The following is a 26,386-nucleotide window of genomic DNA, read 5'->3' on the forward strand; positions in this document are numbered from 1 at the left end:
TGAAACGATCAACCCTGCGGCGTTGCCATGAGACCTGTGCGTTTGATCAACGAAAGCAGAGTATCAGCAGTGAGGAAGGGCGCATTCTTCAACATCTGCTCCATCACAAGAGTGCTCAACTGATAGCAGTCACCAGGTCCGATCGGTAACGATCTTGAGGTTACCCCCTTCGCATTAACGGAAAGGAAAACTTTTCCCGGCTGATTTTCCAACACAAACCATTTTTCGTTCTGTGCACCGTGGCCTTTTCCTTCGAACTTGTTCTGGATTTGAAGCAGCGTAGCCAAAACCGATGGTAATTCCCGGGTAGAAAGTTGAATCGCGATCTTGTCGTCCCAGTTGTAGCACCGATCGCCAGAGGATACGGAAGCTTCAATTCGAATGGTGTGCTCTTCGTTTCTGGTCTGATCAGCAGAGAAACAAACTGCAACCTTCCCGCCATACACGTGCCGATTCACATAGTTTTTGGCTGTTTGTTGCTTCTGCGTGTCATCGATCTCGCTGAGTGGTTCACTGACGTCTATTGACGCATTTGCACTGTCGTTGGCTGCTGGGGCCGCTTCACTGGCGGCAGGACGGTTCAAGTCGGTGTGCATTGCCTTGTCGTATGTCATGCGCAGGTAGCCCGCATCGTCATTCTCAGGGCAACCGCTGTCTACCCACCGCTTCAATACCTTTGCAAATATCGGACCCTCAGTTCTGCCAATTGCCACGAGCAGAGGAATGCTTGCCGGGGCTAATTTAGCTTTGGCCAGACGTTCATTTACGACAGGAAGGACAGAGAAAAAAATGCCTTGGAGATATGCCTTCGATTGAGCGTCGCCAGCTGTAGCGCGTTCTATGGAGGAGGTGAGAGTATTGCCCTCAAGGGAATGTATCTCCTCCAACACCTCAGTCGACGGAACCGGTATTTTAAGGCGGAGAAGTTCGGAACTGGTAACACGCGTGTTGAACATTTTATCAAGTCCTGGGCAAAAGGTAGATCCAATCAATAGGCCTGATTAAGATCTTATCAATCATCCAGTATCTTATCAATACGTGTTATTTCCCACTATTTTAAAAGGTTATTTGGCTGCTTTTTGAGAATTAAAACAGTCGCAAATGAATAAAAGCTGTTCGGCCCATCTGCGTCAGTTTTATGTTCCTGCGTCATACCGCGCACTTATTGAGAATGCACTGCGCAGTTGTGGTGAAATGGTCGCCACAAAATCATCGGGTGGGATCTGAGGTGGCTAGGGCTATAGGTAGGCAAAAAACGGATCTGCGCGAGGCGCATATGCATAAGTATGAGCAATTTGCCTGGCAGGACGCATTGTCCTTGGCCGCTTGGCTCAAGAAGTCATTCGACCTGGAAGCCGTGCGCGAGAGCTACGAGTCCAACTCGATCCAGGGCAACAGCGATTTTGAAAAATATCATGCAGATGTCATCCAGGAGCTGATAGCCACGCCCGAGAGCCGGCGGCCTGCTTACATGCGTCGTGCCTGCAAAAATGTAAGCGCCCTTACGCAAGGAGTGATGATTGTTTTGGCGATCATTGCCCAAGTGCGGGTCAAGGAAGTGATCGAGCTTCGGGACCGTTTCCGCCGTTCCCTTTACCCTGGAGGCGGCAACCGTGATACCTGCGCCGGTTTATACGCATTCAACAATGCAATGCGGGATGTAACCTTCATGACATGGCCCACGGCAGTGTTCGAGGCGTTATCAGAGAGGGAGGCCGAATGGGCGCGCATTAAACCCGTTGTAGATGAATGGGTGTCTGTGATCGACAGCTTCGACGATGACGACTGATTTGGTGGCCACGCCGTCTCTCTGATAGGAAAGCCCCCTCACGCAATCTACGTTCGTTGCGACGGTTTTAATTCTCTAGAGCTTGCCGCTCCAGCGGCTCTTTGACGTGTTGCGACAGTTTTGCGATTTGGAAGCCTCGCATTGGTGGGCACGTAATCAGCGCAACGTAACGACAGTTTTAACTCTGTGAATTCATGGCTGCCGCTATTTTATAAAATCTCTACGTCCAGCGCGTGGTTCAACTCAGCCTCAATGTCGATAGCAACACCATCAATCATGAAGTCATTTGGGGTGATGACGCCAAGCGCCATCATCACCAGCGGCGTTCCCATGTCTAGATGCTTTGCGAGGATTCGAATTGCCTCCAAATCTTTGAGGGTGGGGCTGGGTTTACCGACACGCCAGGATCGGAGCTTCAAGAATGGAATCTGCGTTTTCTCCGCAGCCTCCCTTAGATCTTTTGACCATGTAGCAGCAACTAATTCATCGATGATGAATTCAGCCGACCCTACGACATTCGATTTCGTGACCGAGTCGAAGTAGTCAGCTGCCAGCCGACTGTCCTGTGCATTTGACGATGACTTGAAAACTGATGAAGTCTGGATCAAGCAATAATCTGACCAACAGAAAACGTCAGCCATTTGCAGAACTCGAAACCCAGAGCAGCCTAGGAAAGCGCCAATTTTATCTATACGTTTTCGATCCAGTACGTCGAGTAGTACGTGCGGTTTCGACCTTGACAGATCGCCGAAGCAACTTGCTAGCGAATCCGCAGTGAACCCGCACTGATTACTGGCGACCGCGAATGGGACAGAAAGCAACTCGCTTCTGTCAATTATTGCCTGATAAAGGCGTAGCCCTTTAAGCACGACGAATCCTTTTCGTTTTCATACAATCATAAAATTCACCGAAGCGGATACCCTGTCTCGGCTGACAGCCCACCAATCTTGAGTCAATCCGAGTCTCAAAATGACATTAGGATCAATACGTTCGGTAACTGAAGATTCATCCAACCCCGACACAACACTAAATGCAAAGGCCGAGGATACTGATAGCAATTGGCCAAGCTTATCGGGTAGTGGTTCAACATTGGAATACGTGAGCAATGCTTTTTGGATCGACGCCGGGAATTTCCAGCGTTTAAGGAGCTCTGCGCCAACCTCAGCGTTGTCGAACCCGAGCAGATCCTTTTCAATCTCACGCCGATTCATGAAGTCCAACGGGGCCACGTGCTGTATTACTACCTTCGCCTCATCCGGCATGACCAGGTGAATCAATAGCACACCTAGACCCTGCATTAGCCCGGTTGTGAATGCTTCATCACGATCATGATCATTTTGCGCGGCCAGGTGAGAAGCCATGAATGCAGTATGCAGTCCCATTTTCCAGTAGGCTGGCATATCGATGCCCTGCGTTGCTGGAATCGCTTTCATCAGACCGTTCGTAATGATCGTGGTTCGCAGTGTGTGTATCCCGATGGTCGAGATTGCATCCTCGAGTCGCGAGACAGAGCCGCTGCGTCCAAAATAGGCGGAGTTGGCAGTTCTCAGCACCTTCGCTGCTAAAACCTGATCAGCGCTTATGTTTTTAGCGATGCTGGGTAGAGGAACCGCGGAATCCTTTGTCATCTCATACAGATCTAGGACAACGGTCGAGATCGAAGGCAGTGCTGCGGGTCGTTTGAATATCCGCTCCAGGTTTCTCATAGTCTCTCGCAGGTTAGGTCGATTCGCGGTGCGAATTGTACGCTGGGTGTGTGCTTACCCCAATGCTTCTGGTGGTCTCGCAGATTCAAGGACCACTATATTGTCAAGTAACGCATAACAGCATTCGTTGAGCTTTAGATCATTGTTTGAAAGTATCGACGCGTATTGTCTCCTGTGACCAGGAATATAACTTCCTGTTGTACATCTCCTGTTGCAAGGCCGTTAGGCGGAACGCCTCAACTGCATACTCTTTCAGGAGATTCACCATGATTCATCAATCACAACCCCCTCAACCAAATTCTCAGTCCCTACTCATTTCAGGCCTCCTCCCTAGCGGAGAGTCCTTCAGTGATGTGGTGGATGCTGACTCCTCCTATGAAGCCATGATCCGTGTCATCTGCCAGGCTCGCTACAGCGACGATGGAGGTGATCTTGAAGTCATCCGAGTTGCTGATGCGCGAACAGGCGCTCAGCTATCTGAGGTGCTTCTCTCTGCGGATCAGGACCTTCTTCGTGAGGTGGATGCGGTCGAGTACGTTCTTCACACTGTTCAAACTTCCCTCGACAATGGACGTATTGCTTGGCCAGACGAGAAGTCTATCCAGTTGCGTGCATTTGTTGAGTTCTTCGAACTCGTGCTGTCACAAGCACCGGGTGTCTTTGAAGGTCTGTGTTCTGGCCATTCACTGACGTCCGATGACGACATTACGATCGTTTTCGAAGATTCCAGAAGCTCAGATACTGAGCTTGTGCCGGCCGACGCCCTTTTTGCTTTGGCGACTGCGGCGCTGGAGGAGGGAGGGGTAGCTGCGGTTTATCAGGTTCTCACGTTGGCCGGGCTCACTCGCGTTGCATTGAGCCAGGCCTGCATCAGGGCGCTGGTATAAAAAAAACCTTCTGGTCCATAGGGCCGGAAGGTTTTTTTTTGCTCACCAGATTACTTTTACCGGCTCGAGGTCTCCGATTATTCCGGTCAAGTCCTCGTGTATCAGGACAGTACATCCCTCTATTGCTAACCTCTGGGATACAAACTGAGCGCTTTGATGCCATTGGACTCGATATGTTGGAATTAGGCAGGGGATTTGCCCAGTCAAGTCAGACACTGTGAAGGAGTAAAACTCTTCATTGTTTTGTCTTAGAACAGCGGGAGGGCTGGTAATCAGATATACCCCGCGAAAAAATACACCGGGTTTCAATGTGGCGATATGGTGGTGTTGGCCAGAAGAAGCGTATGCATCGAAGTGTACGATCATGATTTAGCTCCTGCCCTGAGCCGCTATTTCACAGTGAAAAAAACCCCGCTTCTGCTGGCGGGGGTTTTTAGATCACTTTTTATCAGCGAACCGTTGTTCAAGCATGTGGGAAAAACGCTTCACATATTCATCGATCCACTGCTCGTACCTGGCCAAAGCTGTCGGATCAGGCTTTGTTTCGTCGTTGCGCCAGCGGTAGATCGTCATTTTGGTCACGCCGAGCATGGTAGCCAAATCTTCATCATTCTTGGGATTGAGGCGTTGTTCCCAATCCTTGAGGATCTGGCTCATTGGCCGGTTGAATCGCTTCAAACGTTCTACTCGAAGCGGCTCTTCCGCAAACAGTGCCCGGGCTTTCACCATCACTTCGTCCGGTACCGAGGCTGTCCGACCGTAGATGTAGGACGAAAGGCGGGGAAGGCCTATGCCGAGGGCAAAAGCGTAATCTTGGTTCCGAAGGCCCAATTTGGTGCCGATATCCACCAACTCCTGTTGATCTGCGGAAAGCTCGGTCCGACTTTTTTGCTTCTTTTCTCCGTCTGGTGCCTGCAATGTGCGCTGAGTCGATGTCGGTGCATCGTCGTCATCGGTGGTATCGATTTGTTTTAGTACAAGACGCACGAGTGGGTCTTGTTCCATTTGGAATACGCCGGAATCTGCCACTATCTGTTCTCCGCTTATCACCCGTTGAAGTGCCTCTGCCATCTGCTTTGTGGCCGTTTGAGTGTCAATCTCACGATCGTGATCGATTTCGACTTGTTCCACCAGAGTCAATTGTCCTATCTCCTCACCCCGCTCCTGCATTTCCTCAATGGAGGAATGGTTCGCAACCATTTTCTGGCGGTCTCGGAAAACCTCTCGGGTCACATTGTTGGCCACGGCATAGACTACCGCGTAGACCGCGTCGGTATCGTAAGTCTTAGGCAACATGGAAAGTACGAAGACCTCCATTACGCGCTGCAAGATCTCATCTAGATCGTTGAGGTCGCAGCCGTGCTTTCTGGCTTTTACGCGGCAGATTTTGCGAACACGCACGTCTTGATTCATCGCGTAGGCGATTCGATTCACGAGGCTGGGGGAGCGGTCGTCTTTCGAAATGTACTTTGCGCACAAGTATTCGAATGACGACTTTTCCCCGTGGGGTGGCAGGAGGGAGTCAGGGATATCGCTGGTGTTTCTGTCTTGCTCCGAATTCAATTCCAGCTCCGAAGCTTTTGATTGTTCTGCTGCCATAGAGGGCTCGATGATTCAAAAAATCCTACGCAGCCACGTTGTCCACAGTTCGATCCAGCCGGGGGAGAACAACCTCTTTGAAATGATCCAATGTACTGGACATTTCAAGGAGAACCTTCATGCCTGCTGCCAGGATCTCTGTTCTGATCTCTGGGTATTTGAGCATGGATTGTTCAATGCGTTCATTGATCTCCAGCACCTGGCTTGTCAGTTGACATCCATTGACACCGGTTTCGTTAACCGTGTTCTGATCAAGCACTACACCGAGAGCATCCATACCAATCTCGATTGGGGTGTATTCATGGGTCATGAAGCATTACCTCTGGAGCGACCACTGTGGGCTGCTGAAATTGATTATACTTACGTGACAGATTGCGTCAATCGATCCATAACGCGTAAGTAGAATACTTGCGCGTTTTGAACCGGTTTCTCTGTGCGGCACGAGGGCGTTGAAGAAGAGGGTCGGACGTTTCAGATCTAGATACAGGTGGCCTGGATCGCGTTTTCGAAGCTGGACAAGGCGCCATGCATCTCGAAAATAGACGAGGCGTGAGTCGAGGCGATCAAGATTCCAGCCAGCAGGATCTCTGCCTTTGTTTCTGGGAAGTCGCTCATTGCGGTGATCATGCACGTCGTAGTGCTGGCAATATTGCAGTCGTTCTGGTACCGAGGGCAGCGTGGTGTTCCATCTACGGAAAGACAACCCAGCGAAGTAAGGCCGATTTCCGTTGCGCCGAGATTCTTGTCAAAGCCATATGACATATAAGTATCCATATTATCCATCGTATTCCGTTAGGTTGGATTCACGATTGAAATTATAGGTAACTGTTAAACAGCCGGTCAATAATGCGACGCCAGAAATGTTACGGTTTTTATAATCTTTAATGTGTGCAAAAAATGGTATGCATATTTTTTGCAGACCTAAATTTGAATATATCTTATATGTACAATTCTTGAAGTTGAAGATAGTTGATAAAAAACCGCCGCCAAAAATGGCGACGGTTTGTGTAGCAGTTCATAAGAAAATGCTTTCTCCCTTCACGAAGATCTCTTCGGACTTATGTGTAGAAAGGGGTTCAGCGTTGTGAAACAACGGCAGTGTTGCTCCAACCGGTGTCTCTGGGTTGCGGTTATCGGATGGAGTCTCCGGTTTTGGACCTAGGAGGGCGCATCGCGGAGGGATAGCTTTCGTCGCTTGTTTCTCTAGACTCAGTCCATTCCCGTAAGGAAGGCAGGATCTCGGTTGGTCACCCTTTCGTTTGGGGGGATATGGTATGTCGCGGAGATCGTACTCTTTAGTGCTGCCATTCGTTGTGATACGCGGTTTGTTAGTTTTAGTGGGTTGTGGTACTTGTTTTGTTATTGGAATTGGAGTTTCGATTCTCTTTACTTTTGGAAGGTAAGTAAAATGCCCGGTGTAAGCTAAAGAGTAAAAAGGCATGCAAATTCCAATGCTAATTGGAATTAAAACTCCAAGGTGTGACCGGCCACTACATGCGAATACAGTCAAACCAATCAAAGCTAAAGCCAGGCAAGTTAATTGACTAGGCGAGATTTTGAAATTGCGCATATAGATTCCTATAGATAACCCTCGTAATCGGAGATGACTAACAGGTAAACCTACGGGCTTGCCTGTCAACGACCCAGGCGTAACCCAAAAAAAACCCCCCATAGCTGGGGGGTGTGGGTTTCAGAAAACGAACTCAAGGCCTGCGCCTCGAGCAACCTGATGGTCTAATGCAGATGGTTTTGGTAACGCAGGTACCGTGACTATTTGGTTCGACATTGTAGGGTTCGGGGCTGAGGTCTTGGTTGAGTTGGTGATCATTGGTGAACCATTTAGGTCTCGAATGTATACACTGTCCGATGGTCCTTTTCGGTATTGATTGAGCTGATCCTCAGTCATTGTTATCCCGTGATCGGCAAACAGTCTTCGCCAGTCAATATTTCCCTTTCTTGAGCTCAACGAAACAGAAACACCACTCCCTTCATGTCGCTTCAATCCTGGGGGCATCAGAGACACGAGTAATGCCCTTGCAGTTTCTTCCTGTTCCTCGGCGAGCTGCAAGTTGTGATTTGCAGATCGCCAAGCAGCGGCGGCCACTACCCATTCATCTGTTCCCCACTTACCGGTTTGAAGCCGATTCCAAAAGTCCTGGACCGCAACCAAAATTTCGTCAATCCGCTTTTGATTACGAGGGACCTTGAGCAGCACGCCCTTTTCACCATCAAACGAGTAGTAGTGTGAGTAGTTGGCTTCAGCGACAAACATCTGTTGCTGGAGCTGATCATAGTACTCCGGAGGAACAACTCCCTTGAGAGCAAGGGAGTGCGCTGTGTCACCTGGGCATTTAATTTCTACCGGTATTGCGTCGAACCCGTTGTATCCATCAAAGGAAGCTCTGATAAATGGATGCGTAGCACTTGCTGCGATGAGGGGGGTCACCGTGGTACCGGTGTGCTTTTCATATGCAGCGCGAGCGACGGGCTCGAGTCTATGTCCTCGCTCTCGTATCCGATCCACGAATAGATTGGGGGGCGGGGGAGGACCGATCCCCAGTCGTATGCGAAACAACTCATACGCAGTTCTGAACTTAGAAGTGCCTGTGATTATCGGGGCTTCACTGGCACCGATTCCGCCCGCACGCCAGGCGAGCCACTCTGGCGTATTTTGCTTTGCAGCTGGGCCCGTAACGATTTGCATCGCCATGTTTTTGCTCTCCACGAATGTAAACGGGCCTCAGGCGATTTGCCTGAAGGTTGCCCTGATAGGTGGAGATGTATAACGCCCTAACGGATTTTCCGGTTCTCACCAGCTGTTGAGCATCTCCCGAGACAAGACAACTCCCTGAGGGCTACAGATGAACAGTTCAAAGAACGATTCAATGGATGAGATAAGACTCTCCTTGGCGAGGATCGGGATTTTTGCAATGCCGGCGACGACGCGATTGTGCACACATGGGTACAAGCTTCATCTAATGGAGTCAGAGCATGCGTTGGCATTGACTGAAAAATTTGATAGCAGGCTTTTTGCCACTGTCAAATCTCGAAAGATCCGCCTTGTGGAGAGTCGTTCGGGCAATTCGGACATCTGGACGATTCCCGACGCGGAGCTTCTGGTGCGCAGAGAGAACGCTGTTTGTATACCTGGTCTGAACAGCCAGTTACCCACGAGAACGAGGATTCAGGATCTTGGCGATGGTTTACTGAGTGTGGAGGGATTCTGGAGAGATGCTGGTGAAGATCGAATTCTGTTAACGCGTTGTCCTATCGCTGCGAACGTAACATCGCGAGCTTGGCTCGCAGCGTAAAACCACAAAGCCCGGCCGTCACTCGTGATAGCCGGGCTTTTTTTTGGTTAATAATTGCTTTTCAGGCGCATCGAAGTGGTGAGCCCGACCTGAGCATTTTCTTTGCGCAGATCATCCAAGGACAAGGCCGGATCCGAAGTGGCAGCGATAGAGCTCGCACAGCCGTGGCCACCCAGGCAAATGCTATGGATGACGAGGTTGGTCTGTTTCAGGTTCTCGGCTGACTGACCATTTGTGTTGTTGGCAGCATTGGTTGCCTCGGTCATGTTCATGGCCACCCCGTTGCCGAGGACGCCAGGAGTTGAACAAGAATTCATCGCAGCGCAGGTGGCCACCGACAAAGCAACAGATACGCCCGTTGCCAACGCAGCACCCGCCCCAGTGTGGGCTTCTTTGTACTCGGAAGCTGGGCCTGCGTAGATCTCGCGTATTGAATAGGTGAGATCCGCATCACCATGCACGACGTTGTATTTGGCGCTTTTCAGCGACTCATTCACAAAGTCGGCCATTTCAGTGTGGGTGTCAGTCGACACCGCCTTGACTGTACCTTTCCATCCTTCCTGTAACCGTGCATTGATCAACGAGGACTGGATACGGATGGGGCCCTTATCGACGAGCACGGGCTTTGACGCGCAGCCTACGAGAGTGGCAAAAATAAGTGAAACTGGGATGGCAGCGGAGAGTATCTTGAACATGTTGGGGCCTCCATGGAATAACATGTAACTATAATACTGGCTATCGACACATTAGCGCTAGTGGCATTATGGAATTGAAGTTTGGCGCAAGAACCAGGGCGCTAAGGCGGACTGGGATGAGGTACGCCAGATTGTTGTTAAACACCGCTTTGATTGAAGTGTGCATAGCATTTACCCGGACAGAGGTTAATGCCAGGCATTCTCTTAGCGGTTAGGTGTTTTCAAGTGTGCTTGGTCTAGAGACTGTGACCGAGAACTGACCGGTCCAGGATATTCGCCCGGGGGCACCGGAAACCTCGGCCTGTTCGAAACCAGTGGCCGTGAACGTGGCATGTTTGCCGTGGCGAATGAAACCGCCTCTCCCCTCCACAATCAAAGTGATACCTCTGTCAGGGAACTCTGATTTCGTGAGCCCCGACTCCATATCCGCTGGGTCACCTTGCTTACAGACGAATAGGCCAACTCCCCAGTTCCTAGCCTGTTCAATAAGTTGCTGAAGGCTTTGATCTCTTGCCCCATGGAATCGCTCATCCAGAATTACGACGTCGCCGGCGTCGGGGTGAAACAGAGCTAGGTCTAAATTATGGACATCACCCACTTCAAAGCACCGGCCGGGGAAGTCCAGGCTGAGGGTATCCCAAACTACAGGTGGCCATCCGGCGGGCTTTGATGTGACGAAAAAAAGTTTGGATTTTGAAGCGGCCATGACCTGACCAGCTAGAACAAGTGCAGTCGTCGATTTACCGCAACCAACCCATCCACAAACCATTATGAGAGGCTGTTCGTAGGTCAAATTGACGATCTTTTTCCCCCCATTATCAAGAGGCAAAGTGAAACTGGCGATCGCCGATCCTTTCTGGCCGCCGAGCCAATCGTTGACACGGTTCCATGGTAAGGCGAGACCATGCTTGAGCGCCGCTGCATCCAAAGCTTGATTGAGCGGAATATTCTGAGCTTTGACGAGCTTTTTGGCGTCCTTTTTCACTTGGTCAATAGTGGCGCCGGAAGGGAAGCGATTATCGTTGGGCAAAGCATTCTCCTGCACGGCTTTAGCGCCACGCCCACAAGGCGCATCACCGTTAGGTAATGCTTAAAAAAGGTTTGCAGCCATGGCCTGATCCGGCCTTCGCCCAGGTGGGCGTGCAAGCGTTGGCAAACGCTTATTACGATCATGCCTGAGGATAAAAATTATGCAAGACGGTTGTATTTGCTGAGTTCCAGGCGTGTGCACCTTCAACCCATGAGTAGTCGAAGTCAGGGGACGAATTGGTGCTTGGGTTGCTCGACACATAAAGTGCGAGGTCGCTTGCAGGTGCTTGCCAAGCGGGAAATTACCTGAGGTCAGGCTTGTCATGTGGGCTGCGAAAACAGGGGCGGGGGGGGAAATAGTCAAAAAAAACTGGGCCTTTTGAAATACAAAAGAGCCCAGCCTTGGTAGTCACAGAAGCCGCGGCTCTGTAGATGGAATTCCACCGTTAATACCAAGACTGGGCTCACCTCTTTGAACGCCTTTTGGATCTGTCGATAGCAGTACGACGTTCACGGCTCGGCTAGCCTTGCGAAATCCCCACCAGTTGCACCTGGCTGCCATGTAACGGACGTGGTGTCCGGGGAAAGTCATTTGCGCTGTTCACTTAAGGGTGAACGACCTGAGGGAGTATCGCTACGACCTATTCATCCAAGCATGTGTTGTCTGCTATCGGGAGAAGCCCGATGCACGACTATTGTCTGATCTCGAAACTGGCGGTGCATCACCGAGTTGAGAACACAGAAGCAAGACACAAGGGATGCATTAGGGAGCGATACTATCAGGCGGTATGTGGGTGATGCGCTTACCCGTTACCGTGTTGACTACAAAGGAGGCTTCGCAACCTCGGACCTGACTGGCTTCTCCAGTGGGAGTATCCGTAAACTTTGTATCTGGTTATGCATATCAGCCCTTTGTAATTGATGCAGGCATTCACTCCGTCGCCTTCCTTGATAGGCCAGGCAAAAAAAACGGCCTCGAAAGGCCGGTGGTGAGCCCTTGCGCTGAGTGATGATGCACAAGGGGCGTACTTGGAGTGGCCACCTTTCACGGTTCGTACCCTGCGATCGGGTCGATCAGGGCCGAAAACTTCTACATGGGGCCGGGCTGCCGATTAACTGGCGTCAACCAGCCTTAGAGATGAAACGACGAGTGACGGTGGTCGATGCCAGCAAGTCAAAAAGACACTGGTTTTTCACGGTGAAAACAGGGATGGCCATAAAAGCGACCAGAACTGCGCCCAGGGCATAAGGGTTCGCAATACTCAACAGCAGAAACATGGACAGGATCTTGAGGGTGGTGCGGAACAGGCTTTGCCTGAACGAGATGTTGCCAACCATGGAGACCGTCCGGACCCGGAGTAGAAATTTCCCCAGGGTCGTACCGTTCCAGACCTTGATAAGGGTTGATTCGTACAGCAACCAAACGAGCGGCAAAGTGATTATAAAATAAGGCGCCAAACCCAAGGCAATTCCCTCATACCACTGTGCAAGCGCCAAACCTTCAGGAACTGAAAGTGCGGGGAAGGTGTGTGCGGCAAGGAAAGCGGAAACCGCCAACAAGACTAGCGTGAACGCAAAGACCAGGAGCCCGTCGATCGCTGTGGCCAGCAGCCGTCGGATGATAAACAGGGTGTTCAGCAAGGATTTCATTGTTTTAGCCTTCAAGAGCCGCGGCAGAGGCTGCCGCGGATTAGGTTAGGGAAACATTGTGCTCATGGAATTAAGTAGAGCTATTTGCTCTGCATCCGGAGTCAGGCCGCCACCATCGACGGCGTCCATTTGTGCCATGGGTAGTGAATGTTCATGAGTCGGTTGCAACGTAGGAGGGGAGGTCTCTTGATCTACCGCGGTTTGGGAGTCTGTCGTTCCTGGTAAGGAGGGTCGATCAGGCTCTGTGGACAGGGGGAGTTCTGGAGGCTGCGGTTGAGCGGGCGGCTGGGCCGGTTGAGGATCCTGGGCCACTGTTGAATAGAAAGCAGCAGGTTCTCCTGACTGACCAGCTATAGGCTGACGACCACCAGCTTTTGCCGTTACCGATCGCTGCTTTGGAATGCGTTTGCGAGGTCTCGCACTGAGAGGCTCTCGGGCCCCTTTGGAGCCAACTGAAATCAATCCTCCGGGGCCAGACAAGACTTTGTTCAACGCATCGTCGAGAGTGCCGGCTTCACTATGCTGAATAAACCACTGATAAAAAACACCCCTGATTAATGGTGTGTCATTACCGTATGGAAGTTCTGACATGAACTCGAGTAAGCCCGGGCACACTGCATCTGGGAGAGTTAAGTTAATTCGCCGTTCTGTTTCGTCTGGATCGTATACCCTTACAAGCTTAGCCATTCGCGGCTACCTGTTGTTTGGCGCCAACGGATGCCCGGATAAGTTGGCCCAGTGCATATCGTGCAAAACCTTCCGCCACCGACCAGCGGGAGTTTTCCATTAGGAAGCTGTGTTTCCAGGTTTGAGAAGTAATTGCGTGGATTGCCTCAGCACTGCCGCCGGCGATTAAAATACCGTTCAAGGATCGGGCGTCGTCAGCAAACAGCGAATTACCCTTAGAAATAATTTCTTGAACAACGTGGCTCTGTGCTTCCAGGACTTCACTTGCAATTGGAATCTCTTCACCGAATTGGAAGAGCGTCTTTGTACGAAACGCTTCCTCACATTCCACCAGGCTCGCAGTCAAATTTCTTTTTGCGAGCACGCGGCGCAATTGTTCAGCTGCCGCGCTCATTCCGGAACAGGAGTCAGCACCACGTTCAATATATTGGCCTTCTTTCATCAGAAGAAAGTCAGTTGAGAAATGACCTCCCTCAATGACGCCATAGGACTTGGTGCGACCACCGGAGCCAATCAACTTGTCTTTGATTGGCATGCCGGACTTATCGAGCACGTAATCGCAATACGCACCCATCGGTTGTGGAAGGGCTTTGACCTCAACACCTTTAGGCAGTGCCTGTCTGGTTTTCTCAACCAAACGCTCTTGGCGGGTGCCGTAAAGTTTCGAGGGAGTGCCAATTACGACATAAGCACTGTCCAGATTAGGAACGCCGGCTTTGTGCAGTCGGCTGAATGCGGACTTTACAAGTGCCAGGTATTCCGGGGTGTCGGTCCAGTCATCATTCAAACCGATCGAGGAGGTGAGGTTGCCTTGAAGTCGGGCGGTGTCGCCAGTGAAATAGGCTTTACCGTCGACTATTTCGGTTTCCGCTTTCGCTCGCTCGGCTGTCGTTGGGTCCGTCAATTCGACCGCGGGAACCGCCAGGGTAGGGTACATGATAGGAAAACGGGTTCCTTCGGCGTAAGCAACCACTTTAATGGCGCTACGACCTGCATCTAGACCGACAACTGTGCGACTTTTCATTATAAAAAACCTTTTAAAATCAATTGCTTATAGGCTGATTGCAATGTGTACTGCGCATTGCTCACTACCCAGGGGGGAACCAGCAGTGTGTACTTCACACTGCACATAGATTGGATATTATGATACATAACACGTATTGACAATACTGACGGAATCCAATGAAAATCCGCCCCGAGCGCACCCCCCTGGTGCGGCTATACACAACCCCCCGAGCAACGCTTAAACAATGGCTATACACAACCCCCCCAGCATCGACGATTTCGAGGGCCTTCGACGGCTAGCCAAGGAGTCAGTGGACACAGCCGTCGATTACCTGATTCGGATCGATAACCTGCTTGTGCACATGGGCGAACTGCTCTACGTCATGCAGCCCTTCCAGTCAGGCAGAATCGCAATTGATTTCAACCTTCATCGAGGTCAGACCAAGCCCTTCATCCGGGTCTACAGGAAACTCAGGGCAGGCAAGGGGAAATGGACCTCCACCAACGTCAGCCATCTAGGTCTTACCAAGAGGGTCAAGCGGTCCCGTGAGTTCGAGCCCAATCACAAGCTCATGCTTGTCTTATGTGAAAGGATCACGAAACTCTTTGAGTTGCGCGGGCAGATGCAAGACCGCATCCGCTACCTGATGCATGGTGTAACACTTGCGCTTAGCAAGCGTGAAGCTGAACTTGGTGAACTTGAAAGTCTGGTCAACGGGATGCTTGAACGAGTTGAAATGCTATTCGAAGGGGATATGGAAGTGGGCTAAGCCTCCATCGCAATTAATCGGAAGCCTCAACGCTTAACTGTGTTGGGGCTTTTTGATACCAAGCCGGACGAGATGCTTTACGGTGGTGGGCCAAGTCTGAACTGTGCTTTGGCAAAGACGGACCAGAATCCTGACGGTGATATGCGAATCTGATCTGAGGCTTTGTCTGAGTCGAATCAGAATCCTTACGGTAATGTGCCATGTTGATCCGAGGCTTTACCTGAGGCGAGGTCGATCTGGTTTGCCGAGAATTACTTTCTGCTGATCGATGGCTGGCCGAGTTTGATTATACGATCGGCATTCCCCTTCAATGGCTGCACGCGACTCGCACCCATCCATTTAATTCCTTCAATTTCTTTTTTCCCTTCTCCGCCATTGTTCGTCCGGCAGTTGTACGTCTAACACTTGTGTCGCAACCTCTTTTGCGCGTGCTTCTTCTCACTCCGGTATTCCGACTTGGCTGTGCCGCCGCTTGTTGTGCCGCCAACACTTGTTGCGCAAGCACTTCTGCCACTCTTTCTTCCTGCTCTCGCGATTCCGCTCGGGAGTTCTGCTGCCGCACATTCCTTCTTCGGTCACTTCTGCTTCTTCAATTCTCTTTTTCCACTTGCCGATCCATCTCTGGAAGTTCTTCTACTTGCTGCTCTGGGTGTTGCTTCTTCTCGAACTGGAGCGTTGTTCTTCGTGTGGAACTTGCACGCGCACTCTTTGTGTACCTGGCACTTCTGCCTGATCTGGTTTTGCTTCTACCTCTGGTACCGCCTCGTTTTTTGCTGCCGGCGATGTTCACGCTTTTCTTCCGGCTTGAGCATAACCATTTGTGTTCTTCTGCTTTCCCTCGGCCTGCCTGATAGAGCTCCCCGTCCAGAGCTTCCAGGTGCGCTGAGTTGATCCTGCTCGGATGCCGAGCGATTCACCGGCTTCTCGGTGGTGACCACCAGGTGGGATCTGACGGGGGGGGAAAGCACGCGGGTTGAGACGGATGTGACGGGGAGGTGAGGGCAGGGCAGCTGCGCCGTGCAGGTGCGCGGTGTCGGATACGTCACGTCGGGATCGCTGCCAGCGGTGGCGGGCAGTGTCGCAATCTGCGCTGGGCGGCGTCGGGCCTGCTGCTGGTCGATCGTTGGCGCTGACTGGTGCGAAGATGGTCCGGTTGCAAGCGGTGGTGGGCGATGTCGACTTGCGGCTTGGCTCCGTGTCTGGCCAGAGTCAGCTCTTGTCTGATCGGTGCGCTTGCCTCGCTGCGGGCGATGAAGGGCTGAGTGGGAAACTGGTTTGCAGCGCATCCCGGTCTGACAGGTGTTGCGACATCCATTTCCATCTCACTTCGCTCACTCGCGGTTCGCCGGTAGGTGTCCCTGCACCGGTTTGAAGATGATCGCTGCCGGATTGGCCGGCGCCGGTGGACTGGCTTTTATGGTCCTGCCTGAGCATAAATGGTTGTGCTGAGATCTGGCCTTTTTGCTGACGCTCCGGCATAAATGGTTGGTCAAGCACCGACCTGCTTATGCTGGCTAATGGCATAAATGGTTGTGCTAATAATCTATAACACGTACCTATATAATTGCTTGCTACGATCTAAATCTATGTGTATCGTTTAGGCATAAATGGTTATGCACTAGGAGCCGCAAATGGCCAAGTACGGATTGATCAAGTGGGTAGGGAAGGCGTTGGTCTGCATCGCTTTGCCTTTGGCATGCGCCTTGTTCGCCCTCTACGCCAAGCACCATCTGCCGGGCTGGGCTTTCGCCCTGTCGCTCTTGTTTGTGGTCGTTGGTTCCGTTCCGGCGGTTCTGTTCTTCAACCTGTTCCGAGACAAACGCTCTGCTGCTCCAGGCAAGCGCTTTGAGTTCAGCAAGCAGCAAGATGAGTGGGATGACCTGTTCAGCCCATGGCACCGCGACGACGACGATCGCAACTAAAACCGAAACCACAAGGAGGCCGGCAATGGCCGCATTAGCATTCACCCCAAACACTGAGCAGGCTGTTGCTCTGGCGAGCACCGCGCACCGCTTGCTCGTTCGTGCCAAAGCTGGTACGGGAAAGACTTCCCTACAGATCGAGCATGCTCGACGCAATCCACATCTGCGATTTCTGTACGTCACCTTCGGCAAGGCCAACCAAGAAGACGCGGCTGCCCGCTTCCCGGCCAATGTCATCACCAAAACCAGCCATGGTCTGGCGTGGGAAGTCGGCGGCCAGTTCAAGAAGACGGGCAAGCAGGGCGAGCTGTTTCCGTCCCAGTTGGCCAAGGCCTACAACATCCCGATGGCCTTTGCCCGGCATCTGCGTGAAACCCTGCATAATTTCATGGTGTCCGCAGAAGCTGAGATCCTGCCGTCGCACGTACCGTCCATGATTCCCGTTGCCGACAAGCATAAAGCTGTGCAGTGGGCCGAGCTGGTGTGGGCAGACCTTCAACGTCTGCGTCAATGGTCCCGCGGCTGTGGTGAAAGCCAGGCTGAACGTGCCGAGTTTCTCGACACTACGCCGCTGCGCATGCCGCACGATGGCTACCTCAAGCTGTGGGCAATGACCGATCCTGAACTCCATCATCGTTACAACGAGATCCTGCTGGACGAGTACCAGGACACCAATCCGGTCTTTGCCGCGGTGATCCTGCGTCAAACCTGCCCGGTGCGTTTGGCCGGTGATGACTTCCAGAGCATCTTCGGCTTCCGCGGGGCATACAACGCCTTCGATGCTGCTCAGTTTGATGAAGTGGTCACTATCTCGGAAAGCCACCGATTCGGTCCGCCGATTGCCCAACTGGCAACGATGCTGTTGCGCGAGTTCGCCGGCGAGCAGGAACCGGTGCGGTCTTCGCGGTTGGATCTGGCTACCCGCTTCGAGGTCGACCGTACCCAGCCTTACGCAATCATCGGCCGTACCAACGCCAGGTTGTTTGCCAGCGCTGTTGCCCTGCTGGGCTCCAAGCGCCTTCATTTCGTTGGCGGTGTCGAAGAGTATCCATTCGACAAGCTGGTTGAAGTACACCACCTGCGAGCCAACACCGGTGCTCAGCTCCGTGATCCTCTGATCAGTGCCTTTGCTTCGTTTGCCCAGCTGGAGGCTTACGCTCAGGACACCGACGACAAAGAGATCCATTCCCTCATCAGCGTCGCCAAGCAGTACGGCGATCAGATCCCGTCGCTGGTCAGCCAGATCAAGGCTGCCTGCGTCGACAAGATCGAGGAGGCCGATGTTGCTCTGCTGACTGCCCACCGCTCCAAGGGCTTGGAATTTCCCCAGCTTGTACTGCTCAGCGATTTCCATAACCTGATCACTGATGGCGGCCTGCCGCTGGTACTGGATACCCCAGAATTGCGTCAGGAGCTGCACCTGCTTTACGTGGCCTTGACACGGGCGAAGTGGGCCATTGAGCTGAATGAGCAAATTCTGGCGATCGTGCGCTACTGCGAGACCGCAGGCCGAGTCGGTACCGAGGCTTTGGCGGCTTCGAAGGGCACCGAACAAGTCGAGGGGGCTGCTCTTGATATTCAGGGTGAACCAGAGAGTTACTTCGGCGCCGTTGAGTACGGCGTGGGCGCGTTCGCTAACGTGGCCGAGCTGGTGGGTCAGGATGCGGCGCTGTTGTTCGACGGTGACGAGCTGGAGTCTCGTATTGAGTTGGCTATTCTCCGGCAAGGGCTGCTGACAGCGGCCGGGCTGGCTGGCGCCCTGGGCGGTCCTGTTTCCGAAATTGCGGACGCGGTGGCGAAGATGGTCCGTTGTGGTCGTCTGTCGGCGGGGCTCTTCATCGATTGCGAGGCGGTCACTCGGCGCCTGGTCACCAACATCCAGCTGGATGCGGCCTGATATGGGCCCTTCTCTGATCGGTGACGGGGGCTTCCATGGCGGATGACTTCATACGCATCGTGTACCGGCGTGAGGTCGGCGGGAAATCGAAACGGACATCAGTCTCCATTGACCCGCTGCTGTTCGAGATCTTCAGCCAGGTCCGCGGCGGCATCGCCGAAGCCCGCACCGTGTTGCGCGTGTGGGCCATGGAGGCGGATGCCGATCGCACGGAAGCCAATTGGCGCATCGGTAACTCGCGACTGGTTCAGCAGCGGATGTCGGTGGAGATCCTCGAGGCGGTCAAGCTGGGGATTGCTTATCGCAAGTTGAGTCAATCGAAGGGCGGAAAGGGGAACAGTCGCGGCGCCGGCCGGGCCACCGTTTCGGTGGATGGCGGGGAGGGGTCGCAGCAAATGCCGGCGGTGACCGGGCACCTGGAGGTGGAACATGATTGACCATTCAAATCCGGTCGCGGCTCGACAGCCACTAACGAAGGCACAATTCGTCATGTTGCGGTCTTTGGGCCGGGAGGGGAGTTGGTCCGAAGGTTCGTTACCCTTATGGAAAGTCTCCCGTCACTGGTCGCTCAGCCGTGAACATTCAATCGATACCGATGATGCATGCCGGGATCTTGAACGCAGGGGCTTGGCAGTGAGTACGCGGAAGACTTGCTGCGAGGCTCACCGGTACGACAAGGTGTTCTCACTGACGGAGCGGGGCAAAGCTATGCTGATCCGCATCAATACCCACCAGCTGCCGCCCATACTCCCCCAGTGGATGCCTACCGTGGAGATTCTGGCTATGGCCCGGGCGTGTGCGGCGGTAACTGCTGTTGTGCCGGCCACGGTTGTACAACTGATCCTGGTGCAGGCGCAGCGCGAAAATGCTTTGAGGCTGGGTTCCGTTCAAGAGCGATTTGTGAAGTTGGTCAAGTCGGCACGCAAAGTTGCAGCTGGGCGCTCTGTTCAAGACTTGGGGGCTTTTGAGGGGGCGTTGCGAAGCAGCACGAATGTGCCGCCGGATTTTGCTGACTCTATCGCTTCCGTGCTCAAGCAGCAACCCCAGCTCAATGCGGTACCGGATCGTCCGCATGAACCAACCGAACAGGAACAGGCCTTGTCCTGACCTGGTGCCGCGGAACCTTCCAGCAGCAGCGAAACCACAAAAAGTAACTCTGACTTGACCAAACCCACAGACGAACCATTCGCACGAAATTACAGACAGCACGTATTGGTACGTGTATAGAATCAGAAAAAGGAGCTAAGATGGCAATTGCAGACATTGTAGAGGACAGCACCACGCTCATTATCGTCGCGTGCGTAATTGCGGTTTTCTTGTATTCCCAGCTGGCAAAGCGGAAGAAGTACTCGACCAAGCACTACCAGTGCATCCCGTTGTTGACCGAGCGCGAGCAGGACTTTTTCTGGCGGCTCAAAGAGGCGGTGCGCGATGACTTGGTCATTGCACCCCAGGTGGTGTTCGGGGCGTTCATCAAGGTCAGGGCCACGGCGTTGACCGACAAGAATCACGCCCGGCATGTGGTCGCCCATAACCGGTGCGACTTCTTGCTGTGTGACAAGAAACTCAAGCCCGTGGCGTTGGTGGAGGTCGATGATTCGACTCACAACAACTTCAAGGCCCGCTCCACGGACCGTCGTCGCGACGATCTCATGAAGGCGGTGGGGGTGTTGGTGATCCGCTACCGGAACATGCCGGCGCCGACCCAGATTCGAAAGGACCTGAAGCTGTAGGTCCTCTTCCGGTAACCGGGTTCCTGGGTGGGCAGGCCGCTTGCGAACAAGTGGGGAATCTCAATATCTCGCGTGTGGTCGCTCGCGGCACAGATCAAGCAAGAGAAGCGAGACGAAGAGCCCGATACGCCTGCTCTAACGCAGTAAGCGGCTGGGCTGGGATTGTTTAGGTCGCCCCGTAACTTTTGGTATCTCTGAGAAAGGGATCCGGTGGAGGAAACATGGCAAGCAAAGAGGCTCTGACAAACCGCTCGATTGGCATTCTGGTCAACCTGTCCGCCGGGCTCGATGAGACCGGTCGTGAGTGTGACGAAGATCGGGTGCATCTGACCGCTAACCTGCGTTTGGCCGCTGCCGCCGGCGCCGCCGCTTTGTCCCAGCGCTCGAAGCGCTCCACGCCGTTCGCCAACGACACCGCCAGCCCGAATGTGAAGTTGGTCAAGTCGGCGGCCGGCTGGCTCGATCAGCTCAAGCAGGCCAAAGGCTTTCACGGCGATGTAACCGCGGCCGAATTCCTTGGCGTGAGCCCAACTCAGTTCTCGCGCTGGCGCACGGGCAAGGACTTGCTCGACAACTACCACGCCTGGCAGATCGCTACCGCTTTGAATGTGAGCCCGATGGCGATCATCGGCAGCGTGAATTTTCACCTTGCTCGTGATTCCGAACGTACCCGCTGGCTGCACATGCTTTCGACCGTCATCGACGCCGAGTTGCCACCGATGCCTGATGCAGTGATATCCCCACCTGCACCTGCACCTGCACCTGCACCTGCACCTGCATCTGCATCTGCACCTGCACCTGCACCAGCAGCGGTACCGGTGGAACCGCCGCCGCAAGAAGCAACCGCACAGGGGAGCAAGTGGACGGCAGACGAAGATCAACGGCTCGTGTCTGCGTATCAGGATTGCGCCGACGTCGCGGCCCTGGCCAAGTCTCATCGGCGTTCGATCAAGGCCATCTTGCTGCGCTTAAGCCAGACACACCGCCTTCTGACCAGTGAAACGTTAGCCAGCCTGTGCGAGCTGTATGGCGTGGATCTGCGCCACCAGGGTCGAGACAAAAAGCCAGCCCGCAAAGCTCCTCGGGCCGCAGTGAATTCGCAGCAGCCCGCTCCATCAGTGTTTCTGTAATTCAGCGCGTTGGGTTCCGATCGCTCATCAGGGGTCAGGACGAGTCGGTGCGTAACCGCTGCTTAAACCACCGCCCCGATCATCGGGGCATTGCAGCGCCACGGCGTGGATGCACGTCGTGTAATTAAATCGTTAGAAAGGGGAAAAAGATGACTGCAACTACCAATGAGCTCAAGTCCTTCAGCGGGCGGATCCTGGACGGTTTCGTTGCCATTACAGTGGTATTCAATCGGTTGTGGCTCGCATTGGTCGCATTGCCCGCAGGGGTAGTGCTCACCGGCTTGCTTATGGCAAATGACTACTCACCGACTAAAGTCGTTGAAAACTTCATGGTTATCAGCCATGAAACGATCCAGAACTTGCAACCTGGAACTGTGGCAGGTACCTATCGGTGGACTGAGTGCATCGACGCGAAGACTTCAGAAAAGCTGATTGCTCCTGTCCCCAACGATCAATGTAACCACCTCGTTAGTCGTGAGGGCACGTTGAGCGAGGCACTACGCGGTGCTGGGATCATTGCCAATGTCTACGTCATCCTGGCGCTGATGTTTTTTGCAGCACAGCTGTACGTGTGGCCTCGTTCCCGTTTTGGCTTGCGTTCGAAATTGGCAAAGCTGCTGCGACTGAACCGTTCGTAACCGGTAAATGCCGACGACATCACACAGCCCCGTCCTCACGGGGCCTCGGGAGCAGGGTCGAGTCGGTAGGCTGGATAGTTGATCGTAAACTTGACCAACTATGCCATCTAAACCATCAGCCACTAACGATGGCACATCTCGATTTAAGCAAACGCCCTGTATTCAGGGCCTTCCGCGCTTTCAAAGTGCTGTAACTAACGATGGCACATTTGGCGGCCGCTGAGCCGACGGCATCTCGGCGGTCTCTAAATGTTTACCGACCTATCAATAAACGATCTGTGTTGATCGTCAAGTCACCATCAGAACTGGAGCGATACCCATGATTGAGCCAAACCATTTCCGTCCGGACCAGGCCGGCGATTTTCCTTTCACCACCGAAGTTGAGCTCTTGCTGGGGGGCATCAGTCGGGCGATGCATCCCGACGGCACCTTCCAGTTCGCCGACCAGGACTGTGAGCCCGTAGCAGTGTATTCGCCTCGGCTCGATGAGCGTGCGCTGGAAGCTTTCTGCAAGCGGCACATCGAACGGTACCGCGATCACCACCAGAAACACAAAGCGGCGATTCAGGAAGACGAGACGCCGCCCATTGAACCGTTTTGGGAGTAAACCAGGTGGTTGATTGAACGACAGCGCCACAAGCTGGGAGCCGCTGTTAACCCAGGCGACAAGTCACTCTGGCGTTCTAACGGCTCACATCTAACGATGGCACAAGTCACACTTCATTCCGTTACCCTTCTCAACGCTTCACATCCCCGGCCTTGATGGCCGGTTTTTTTTACGCTTTGAAAGGTGGAAGACACCCACCTAACGATGGCACTACTCAGACGTCAATTCCCTTTGTGGCCTTCAGCCGGACCACCTCGCAGGCAAAACCCATTGGTGACGCGATCCCTATCGCAAAGCGCAACTGTGAATCCAGAAGCTTGTCGCTGGTCTTGACCTCGACCAGACTCATCGTCCCACTCTCAATCACGATCAGGTCTGGCCACCCAGCCCGGTAATCGTATGGCGCCGCGGAGAACGCCATTAGGATGTCCGCCAGTTTGTCCCTGCCCAGGTGCTCGAATAATTCCAGCATGAAGGTCGCCTTCACCCTCGGAAAAAATGACGCAAGGATCGAGCTTTTTGTCAGCTCGTTCACATTTCGCTCAAGGGCGTCCGGTGAGATGTTCCTGACGGTGTCTACTATCTCGGCAGTGTGCTCCACCAGAATCGTCATTTGCGCTTCCAGGTAGCGGTTGATCGCATCGACCCGATCGCCAAAGAGATTCCTCGCGGCCAAGGTTTCCAGCGCAGCTGCCTTCATGAGTAAAAGGGCAGATCCTCCCTCGCAATAACTCACGCTGGCGCCGCCGCGGGCAAACATTTGGCCGACCACTTCCTCAGGGAGCCCTGCCGGGCTTCCATTTAATGACCAGAGACGTTTGTCATGCTTCTGCGCCAGCACTTCGGTCAGCGACCAGCCGATATCGGCGCATTGATCGGCCAGTATGACCTTCTGCTGTTTCATGGGATATATCCTTCGTCAGGTGGTATTGATACTGCTATTTCCGTATAGCTACGTGTTATGTATTATTGTAGTGTCTATCAGCGTTATGCTTCCGGGGATTCAACGCGATCACGCTCACTGCACTGTGATAATTCAAGCATGGCGAAGCCGGTAAGCAGCGCGCAATCAATCAAACCGCGGGTCAGCCCTACAGCAAGTGGCAGAACTCGACACCTAGAAGGGGGAGCCATGAGCAACGACACGGCCCAAAGCGCGTTACGAAAAATGGATAGCGACCTTGAGCTGCATCACCGCACCTGGGAGATCGATGGCGATTTGTATCGTTGCCGTCACTGCAAGTCCGGGCAACTGGCCAGTAAGGGCGCTGAGAAGTTTGTCCACGCATCTGATTGTGCAGCAAGACGCACGGTCAGTGATCACCCGTGGCTTGACCTTGTTCGTCATACCGAAGCTCTGTCCATGCCTACTCCTCAGATCAAGTCCTGCTCTGGTGTCAGGTGCCAATTGGACGTGGCCCGCGTGAGCAGTGCTGAGTGTCATTTCGAGCAGGTGGGTCACCAGCCATGCTTGCACAAGGGACCGAAGGAAGAGACTTATGTGTGAAGTCCTGCTGAAAGCACTGGGGCCGCGTCCTGATCGCCAAGTCGATTTTTTTTATATCGCTGCACAGCTGGCCCAGGGCATCAATGACGGAACGCTGCCGATCGGCACGAAATTGAGCCAGCAAGCGATCGCCGACCACTATGAAATCAGCCGTATGCCGGTGCGCGAGGCGCTGCGCTGTCTCCAAGCCAGAGGGCTCATTGACGGGAAGCCTCATCACACGCCGCAAGTTGTGGGCTGCGCCGCCAACGAAGATTCAGTTTTGGCAAAGGCGCAGGCTGAACTGAGCAAAGCGCTGCGTTTGTTGGAGAAGTGCCTGCCGCGGCTTGATCGTCCGAACGATGAGCTGGCCCCCGTCGTCGCTGAATTCATCTCTACCTGTCAGACAAGTCAAGGCGGTGACCAATGACCGTATGCCAACAAAAATTCCCGTGGACGTCCCATGGGATCGCCTTCACCAGCCGCAGCCATCTTGAACGGACCGTCGAACGACTCGCTCAAGGCCGAACCCAAGAGCACGTATCGGCTGCGCAAAAGCTGCTACGCGAAGCCCAACAACACCACAAGCTGAGCGCTGATCAGTACACCGATATCAAAGAGCGACTTCACCTATGAAGGGATTCCGCCCCAATGGGACTACCTATCATCTTCATCTCAGCGTGCGTGGGGCTTTGCGAGATTTTACCAAGCGTCAGCTCAAAGGCATGTTCCGCTTCGAAGACGGTCGGGAATGTACTGCTCACGAAGCACGAGAGCATTTGTATGGATGCCTGGCCCAAGGAAAAGAGGTGCTGCCGTTCGGCCCGGCCTGCGATGGCTTCGATTTTTCGGGCGGCGGCTGCCCAGGACACGACACCCCATTAGCAGAAGTACTTGGGCAGAGCCAAATGGCGCCGGAGATTCCAGGATGAGTAACCGTTCTAATGAAACCGTCGAGGGCGACGATGCGTATGCCTCGGCCGGTGACGTCACGAAGCAGTTGGCTTATCGCGTGACCACGGATCTAAGGTTCTGCGGTGATGAAGTCCACAAGGCTCTCGCCGAGGGCGTCCTAACCCTGACCGCCGAGAACGAGGCTTTGAAAGGTCCGCATGACTGGCTGGCCGAAGACTTGATCAAGGAACTCGACGACAACGCCCAGTCCTTTCAGGAAAACGCCTGTGGGGTAGGTGAAGACCCTTTTGTAATTGTTCTTTTGGCGGCCGCGTCACGCATCCGGAGGCAGGAAGTGAATATCGTCAATGCCAAAGCCGAGAACGTGCGACTGCAAGCCTGTGAGGATGTGCTGACCAAGGCATTGACTGACGTGCGTGAAGCACTTGGTCGTGAGTGCAGGGATCAGTATGCGGGGCTTGATGAGACCCGCGACATTCTCGACGCCGCACTCAAGTCAGCAGAGCGAACCAACACCAGTAGCCGGACCAATTGCCCGTACAGCGGCATTTGCCACACCAGCAGTGAGACGTGTGCAAAGGCACTGGCGCAGATAGAGGGTAGTAGCGATGACGCATAGGTGTTACCGGATAGACCCGAGCGTAAATGCCGTCACCGACCTTGTGACCGATGAACAGATGCAGCACTCGTTTAATGGAACCAACTTCGGGCACGACGACTTTCGTGGCCTGCTGGCCCAGGGCTGCATCAAGGCGCTGGCCGGCTGGCACCAAGGGCACACGCTGACCACGATCCTTGCCGAGCTTCACTTGATCAGTTGGAACAAGCAGGCCGATACGATCAAGGTCACCGCCAAGGGTCGCCACTACATTTGGCTCGCTTTCAATAGACGTCCAGGCGTTTAACTGCGTGCCTGCTGGCACTGGCGCA

At 53.5% G+C, this 26,386-nt stretch carries 29 protein-coding genes; 17 read left to right on the plus strand and 12 right to left on the minus strand.

Going from position 1 to position 26,386, the window contains the following annotated elements:
- Positions 1-8: 8 nt before the first annotated feature.
- A complete protein-coding gene (locus FQ182_RS14360) occupies positions 9-956 on the minus strand; it encodes a hypothetical protein (protein WP_149494010.1) in 948 nt (315 codons plus the stop codon).
- Between the two features lie 320 nt (positions 957-1,276).
- Between FQ182_RS14360 and FQ182_RS14365 the strand changes: the two genes are divergently transcribed.
- Entirely contained in the window at positions 1,277-1,789 is a 513-nt protein-coding gene (locus FQ182_RS14365) for a hypothetical protein (protein WP_149494011.1), read from the plus strand.
- Positions 1,790-1,998: 209 nt separating this feature from the next.
- Here FQ182_RS14365 and FQ182_RS14370 read toward each other — a convergent pair whose 3' ends face one another.
- Both FQ182_RS14370 and FQ182_RS14375 read right to left on the minus strand, forming a co-directional pair.
- Positions 1,999-2,430: a hypothetical protein gene (locus tag FQ182_RS14370; RefSeq protein WP_232925693.1), complete on the minus strand. Its 432-nt coding sequence runs from the start codon at positions 2,428-2,430 to the stop codon at positions 1,999-2,001.
- Between the two features lie 246 nt (positions 2,431-2,676).
- A complete protein-coding gene (locus tag FQ182_RS14375; RefSeq protein WP_149494012.1) occupies positions 2,677-3,495 on the minus strand; it encodes an HDOD domain-containing protein in 819 nt (272 codons plus the stop codon).
- A gap of 266 nt (positions 3,496-3,761) precedes the next feature.
- On the opposite strand from FQ182_RS14375, the gene FQ182_RS14380 reads away from it, so the two are divergent.
- A complete protein-coding gene (locus tag FQ182_RS14380) occupies positions 3,762-4,382 on the plus strand; it encodes a hypothetical protein (RefSeq protein WP_149415080.1) in 621 nt (206 codons plus the stop codon).
- A gap of 438 nt (positions 4,383-4,820) precedes the next feature.
- Here the strand turns inward: FQ182_RS14380 and FQ182_RS14385 are convergent, their stop codons facing one another.
- From FQ182_RS14385 to FQ182_RS14420, 8 genes are all read right to left on the minus strand, one after another.
- Positions 4,821-5,981 carry a hypothetical protein gene (locus FQ182_RS14385; RefSeq protein ID WP_149415081.1) on the minus strand — a complete coding sequence of 387 codons (1,161 nt, stop codon included), beginning with the start codon at positions 5,979-5,981 and terminating at the stop codon, positions 4,821-4,823.
- A 25-nt stretch (positions 5,982-6,006) separates the two neighbouring features.
- Positions 6,007-6,291, minus strand: a complete 285-nt coding sequence (locus FQ182_RS14390; protein ID WP_149415082.1) for a hypothetical protein — start codon at positions 6,289-6,291, stop codon at positions 6,007-6,009.
- 167 nt (positions 6,292-6,458) lie between these two features.
- Positions 6,459-6,755, minus strand: coding sequence for a hypothetical protein (locus FQ182_RS14395; RefSeq protein WP_149494013.1), 297 nt, complete (start codon positions 6,753-6,755; stop codon positions 6,459-6,461).
- A gap of 916 nt (positions 6,756-7,671) precedes the next feature.
- A complete protein-coding gene (locus FQ182_RS14400; protein ID WP_149415084.1) occupies positions 7,672-8,691 on the minus strand; it encodes a YqaJ viral recombinase family protein in 1,020 nt (339 codons plus the stop codon).
- Positions 8,692-9,339: 648 nt separating this feature from the next.
- Positions 9,340-9,987, minus strand: coding sequence for a hypothetical protein (locus FQ182_RS14405; RefSeq protein WP_149494014.1), 648 nt, complete (start codon positions 9,985-9,987; stop codon positions 9,340-9,342).
- 211 nt (positions 9,988-10,198) lie between these two features.
- Positions 10,199-11,017 carry an ATP-binding protein gene (locus FQ182_RS14410; RefSeq protein WP_149415086.1) on the minus strand — a complete coding sequence of 273 codons (819 nt, stop codon included), beginning with the start codon at positions 11,015-11,017 and terminating at the stop codon, positions 10,199-10,201.
- A 1,121-nt stretch (positions 11,018-12,138) separates the two neighbouring features.
- The gene (locus FQ182_RS14415) at positions 12,139-12,666 is read right to left on the minus strand and encodes an RDD family protein (protein ID WP_149494015.1); all 528 of its coding nucleotides are present in this window, start codon (positions 12,664-12,666) and stop codon (positions 12,139-12,141) included.
- A 679-nt stretch (positions 12,667-13,345) separates the two neighbouring features.
- Positions 13,346-14,377: a ParM/StbA family protein gene (locus FQ182_RS14420; protein ID WP_149494016.1), complete on the minus strand. Its 1,032-nt coding sequence runs from the start codon at positions 14,375-14,377 to the stop codon at positions 13,346-13,348.
- Between the two features lie 292 nt (positions 14,378-14,669).
- On the opposite strand from FQ182_RS14420, the gene FQ182_RS14425 reads away from it, so the two are divergent.
- From FQ182_RS14425 to FQ182_RS14465, 9 genes are all read left to right on the plus strand, one after another.
- A complete protein-coding gene (locus tag FQ182_RS14425; RefSeq protein ID WP_169885960.1) occupies positions 14,670-15,128 on the plus strand; it encodes a hypothetical protein in 459 nt (152 codons plus the stop codon).
- Between the two features lie 1,631 nt (positions 15,129-16,759).
- Entirely contained in the window at positions 16,760-17,050 is a 291-nt protein-coding gene (locus tag FQ182_RS14430; RefSeq protein ID WP_149415240.1) for a hypothetical protein, read from the plus strand.
- A 25-nt stretch (positions 17,051-17,075) separates the two neighbouring features.
- Entirely contained in the window at positions 17,076-18,947 is a 1,872-nt protein-coding gene (locus FQ182_RS14435; protein WP_149415241.1) for a UvrD-helicase domain-containing protein, read from the plus strand.
- Positions 18,948-18,982: 35 nt separating this feature from the next.
- Positions 18,983-19,384: a hypothetical protein gene (locus tag FQ182_RS14440; RefSeq protein ID WP_149494018.1), complete on the plus strand. Its 402-nt coding sequence runs from the start codon at positions 18,983-18,985 to the stop codon at positions 19,382-19,384.
- Positions 19,385-19,655: 271 nt separating this feature from the next.
- The gene (locus FQ182_RS14445) at positions 19,656-20,054 is read left to right on the plus strand and encodes a hypothetical protein (protein WP_149415243.1); all 399 of its coding nucleotides are present in this window, start codon (positions 19,656-19,658) and stop codon (positions 20,052-20,054) included.
- A 140-nt stretch (positions 20,055-20,194) separates the two neighbouring features.
- Positions 20,195-20,680, plus strand: a complete 486-nt coding sequence (locus FQ182_RS14450) for a DUF2726 domain-containing protein (RefSeq protein WP_149415244.1) — start codon at positions 20,195-20,197, stop codon at positions 20,678-20,680.
- A 221-nt stretch (positions 20,681-20,901) separates the two neighbouring features.
- Positions 20,902-21,810 carry a transcriptional regulator gene (locus FQ182_RS29800; protein WP_178114456.1) on the plus strand — a complete coding sequence of 303 codons (909 nt, stop codon included), beginning with the start codon at positions 20,902-20,904 and terminating at the stop codon, positions 21,808-21,810.
- 149 nt (positions 21,811-21,959) lie between these two features.
- Positions 21,960-22,448: a hypothetical protein gene (locus FQ182_RS14460; protein ID WP_149415246.1), complete on the plus strand. Its 489-nt coding sequence runs from the start codon at positions 21,960-21,962 to the stop codon at positions 22,446-22,448.
- 319 nt (positions 22,449-22,767) lie between these two features.
- Positions 22,768-23,055: a hypothetical protein gene (locus FQ182_RS14465; RefSeq protein WP_149415247.1), complete on the plus strand. Its 288-nt coding sequence runs from the start codon at positions 22,768-22,770 to the stop codon at positions 23,053-23,055.
- A gap of 214 nt (positions 23,056-23,269) precedes the next feature.
- On the opposite strand, the gene FQ182_RS14470 is transcribed toward FQ182_RS14465, so the two are convergent.
- A complete protein-coding gene (locus FQ182_RS14470) occupies positions 23,270-23,959 on the minus strand; it encodes a VRR-NUC domain-containing protein (protein ID WP_149415248.1) in 690 nt (229 codons plus the stop codon).
- A gap of 228 nt (positions 23,960-24,187) precedes the next feature.
- Between FQ182_RS14470 and FQ182_RS14475 the strand changes: the two genes are divergently transcribed.
- Genes FQ182_RS14475 through FQ182_RS14500 form a run of 6 tightly spaced genes read left to right on the plus strand, consistent with a single transcriptional unit; the run spans position 24,188 to position 26,361 of the window.
- Positions 24,188-24,562, plus strand: coding sequence for a hypothetical protein (locus FQ182_RS14475; RefSeq protein ID WP_149415249.1), 375 nt, complete (start codon positions 24,188-24,190; stop codon positions 24,560-24,562).
- Positions 24,555-24,971 carry a GntR family transcriptional regulator gene (locus FQ182_RS14480; RefSeq protein ID WP_149415250.1) on the plus strand — a complete coding sequence of 139 codons (417 nt, stop codon included), beginning with the start codon at positions 24,555-24,557 and terminating at the stop codon, positions 24,969-24,971. The genes FQ182_RS14475 and FQ182_RS14480 overlap by 8 nt, the downstream gene beginning before the upstream one ends.
- Entirely contained in the window at positions 24,968-25,177 is a 210-nt protein-coding gene (locus FQ182_RS14485; protein ID WP_149415251.1) for a hypothetical protein, read from the plus strand. The genes FQ182_RS14480 and FQ182_RS14485 overlap by 4 nt, the downstream gene beginning before the upstream one ends.
- Positions 25,174-25,473, plus strand: coding sequence for a hypothetical protein (locus tag FQ182_RS14490; RefSeq protein ID WP_149415252.1), 300 nt, complete (start codon positions 25,174-25,176; stop codon positions 25,471-25,473). The genes FQ182_RS14485 and FQ182_RS14490 overlap by 4 nt, the downstream gene beginning before the upstream one ends.
- The gene (locus FQ182_RS14495; protein WP_149494019.1) at positions 25,470-26,075 is read left to right on the plus strand and encodes a hypothetical protein; all 606 of its coding nucleotides are present in this window, start codon (positions 25,470-25,472) and stop codon (positions 26,073-26,075) included. Before FQ182_RS14490 ends, FQ182_RS14495 begins: the two co-directional genes overlap by 4 nt.
- Positions 26,076-26,133: 58 nt before the next feature.
- Positions 26,134-26,361, plus strand: a complete 228-nt coding sequence (locus FQ182_RS14500; RefSeq protein WP_256666432.1) for a hypothetical protein — start codon at positions 26,134-26,136, stop codon at positions 26,359-26,361.
- Positions 26,362-26,386: the final 25 nt, after the last annotated feature.

Source organism: Pseudomonas sp. ANT_H4 (assembly GCF_008369295.1).
Taxonomy (GTDB): Bacteria; Pseudomonadota; Gammaproteobacteria; order Pseudomonadales; family Pseudomonadaceae; genus Aquipseudomonas.

Bases quoted from the DNA above. Each gene is read 5' to 3' on its own strand.
- FQ182_RS14485 (WP_149415251.1), top strand. From the start codon at position 24,968: ATGACCGTATGCCAACAAAAATTCCCGTGGACGTCCCATGGGATCGCC.
- FQ182_RS14470 (WP_149415248.1), bottom strand. From the start codon at position 23,959: ATGAAACAGCAGAAGGTCATACTGGCCGATCAATGCGCCGATATCGGC.
- FQ182_RS14390 (WP_149415082.1), bottom strand. From the start codon at position 6,291: ATGACCCATGAATACACCCCAATCGAGATTGGTATGGATGCTCTCGGT.
- FQ182_RS14360 (WP_149494010.1), bottom strand. From the start codon at position 956: ATGTTCAACACGCGTGTTACCAGTTCCGAACTTCTCCGCCTTAAAATA.
- FQ182_RS14400 (WP_149415084.1), bottom strand. From the start codon at position 8,691: ATGGCGATGCAAATCGTTACGGGCCCAGCTGCAAAGCAAAATACGCCA.
- FQ182_RS29800 (WP_178114456.1), top strand. From the start codon at position 20,902: ATGGCAAGCAAAGAGGCTCTGACAAACCGCTCGATTGGCATTCTGGTC.
- FQ182_RS14405 (WP_149494014.1), bottom strand. From the start codon at position 9,987: ATGTTCAAGATACTCTCCGCTGCCATCCCAGTTTCACTTATTTTTGCC.
- FQ182_RS14500 (WP_256666432.1), top strand. From the start codon at position 26,134: ATGCAGCACTCGTTTAATGGAACCAACTTCGGGCACGACGACTTTCGT.
- FQ182_RS14370 (WP_232925693.1), bottom strand. From the start codon at position 2,430: ATGGCTGACGTTTTCTGTTGGTCAGATTATTGCTTGATCCAGACTTCA.
- FQ182_RS14395 (WP_149494013.1), bottom strand. From the start codon at position 6,755: ATGGATACTTATATGTCATATGGCTTTGACAAGAATCTCGGCGCAACG.
- FQ182_RS14430 (WP_149415240.1), top strand. From the start codon at position 16,760: ATGGCCAAGTACGGATTGATCAAGTGGGTAGGGAAGGCGTTGGTCTGC.
- FQ182_RS14380 (WP_149415080.1), top strand. From the start codon at position 3,762: ATGATTCATCAATCACAACCCCCTCAACCAAATTCTCAGTCCCTACTC.
- FQ182_RS14440 (WP_149494018.1), top strand. From the start codon at position 18,983: ATGGCGGATGACTTCATACGCATCGTGTACCGGCGTGAGGTCGGCGGG.
- FQ182_RS14415 (WP_149494015.1), bottom strand. From the start codon at position 12,666: ATGAAATCCTTGCTGAACACCCTGTTTATCATCCGACGGCTGCTGGCC.
- FQ182_RS14480 (WP_149415250.1), top strand. From the start codon at position 24,555: ATGTGTGAAGTCCTGCTGAAAGCACTGGGGCCGCGTCCTGATCGCCAA.
- FQ182_RS14365 (WP_149494011.1), top strand. From the start codon at position 1,277: ATGCATAAGTATGAGCAATTTGCCTGGCAGGACGCATTGTCCTTGGCC.
- FQ182_RS14445 (WP_149415243.1), top strand. From the start codon at position 19,656: ATGCTGATCCGCATCAATACCCACCAGCTGCCGCCCATACTCCCCCAG.
- FQ182_RS14460 (WP_149415246.1), top strand. From the start codon at position 21,960: ATGACTGCAACTACCAATGAGCTCAAGTCCTTCAGCGGGCGGATCCTG.
- FQ182_RS14450 (WP_149415244.1), top strand. From the start codon at position 20,195: ATGGCAATTGCAGACATTGTAGAGGACAGCACCACGCTCATTATCGTC.
- FQ182_RS14465 (WP_149415247.1), top strand. From the start codon at position 22,768: ATGATTGAGCCAAACCATTTCCGTCCGGACCAGGCCGGCGATTTTCCT.
- FQ182_RS14475 (WP_149415249.1), top strand. From the start codon at position 24,188: ATGAGCAACGACACGGCCCAAAGCGCGTTACGAAAAATGGATAGCGAC.
- FQ182_RS14435 (WP_149415241.1), top strand. From the start codon at position 17,076: ATGGCCGCATTAGCATTCACCCCAAACACTGAGCAGGCTGTTGCTCTG.
- FQ182_RS14490 (WP_149415252.1), top strand. From the start codon at position 25,174: ATGAAGGGATTCCGCCCCAATGGGACTACCTATCATCTTCATCTCAGC.
- FQ182_RS14495 (WP_149494019.1), top strand. From the start codon at position 25,470: ATGAGTAACCGTTCTAATGAAACCGTCGAGGGCGACGATGCGTATGCC.
- FQ182_RS14375 (WP_149494012.1), bottom strand. From the start codon at position 3,495: ATGAGAAACCTGGAGCGGATATTCAAACGACCCGCAGCACTGCCTTCG.
- FQ182_RS14385 (WP_149415081.1), bottom strand. From the start codon at position 5,981: ATGGCAGCAGAACAATCAAAAGCTTCGGAGCTGGAATTGAATTCGGAG.
- FQ182_RS14420 (WP_149494016.1), bottom strand. From the start codon at position 14,377: ATGAAAAGTCGCACAGTTGTCGGTCTAGATGCAGGTCGTAGCGCCATT.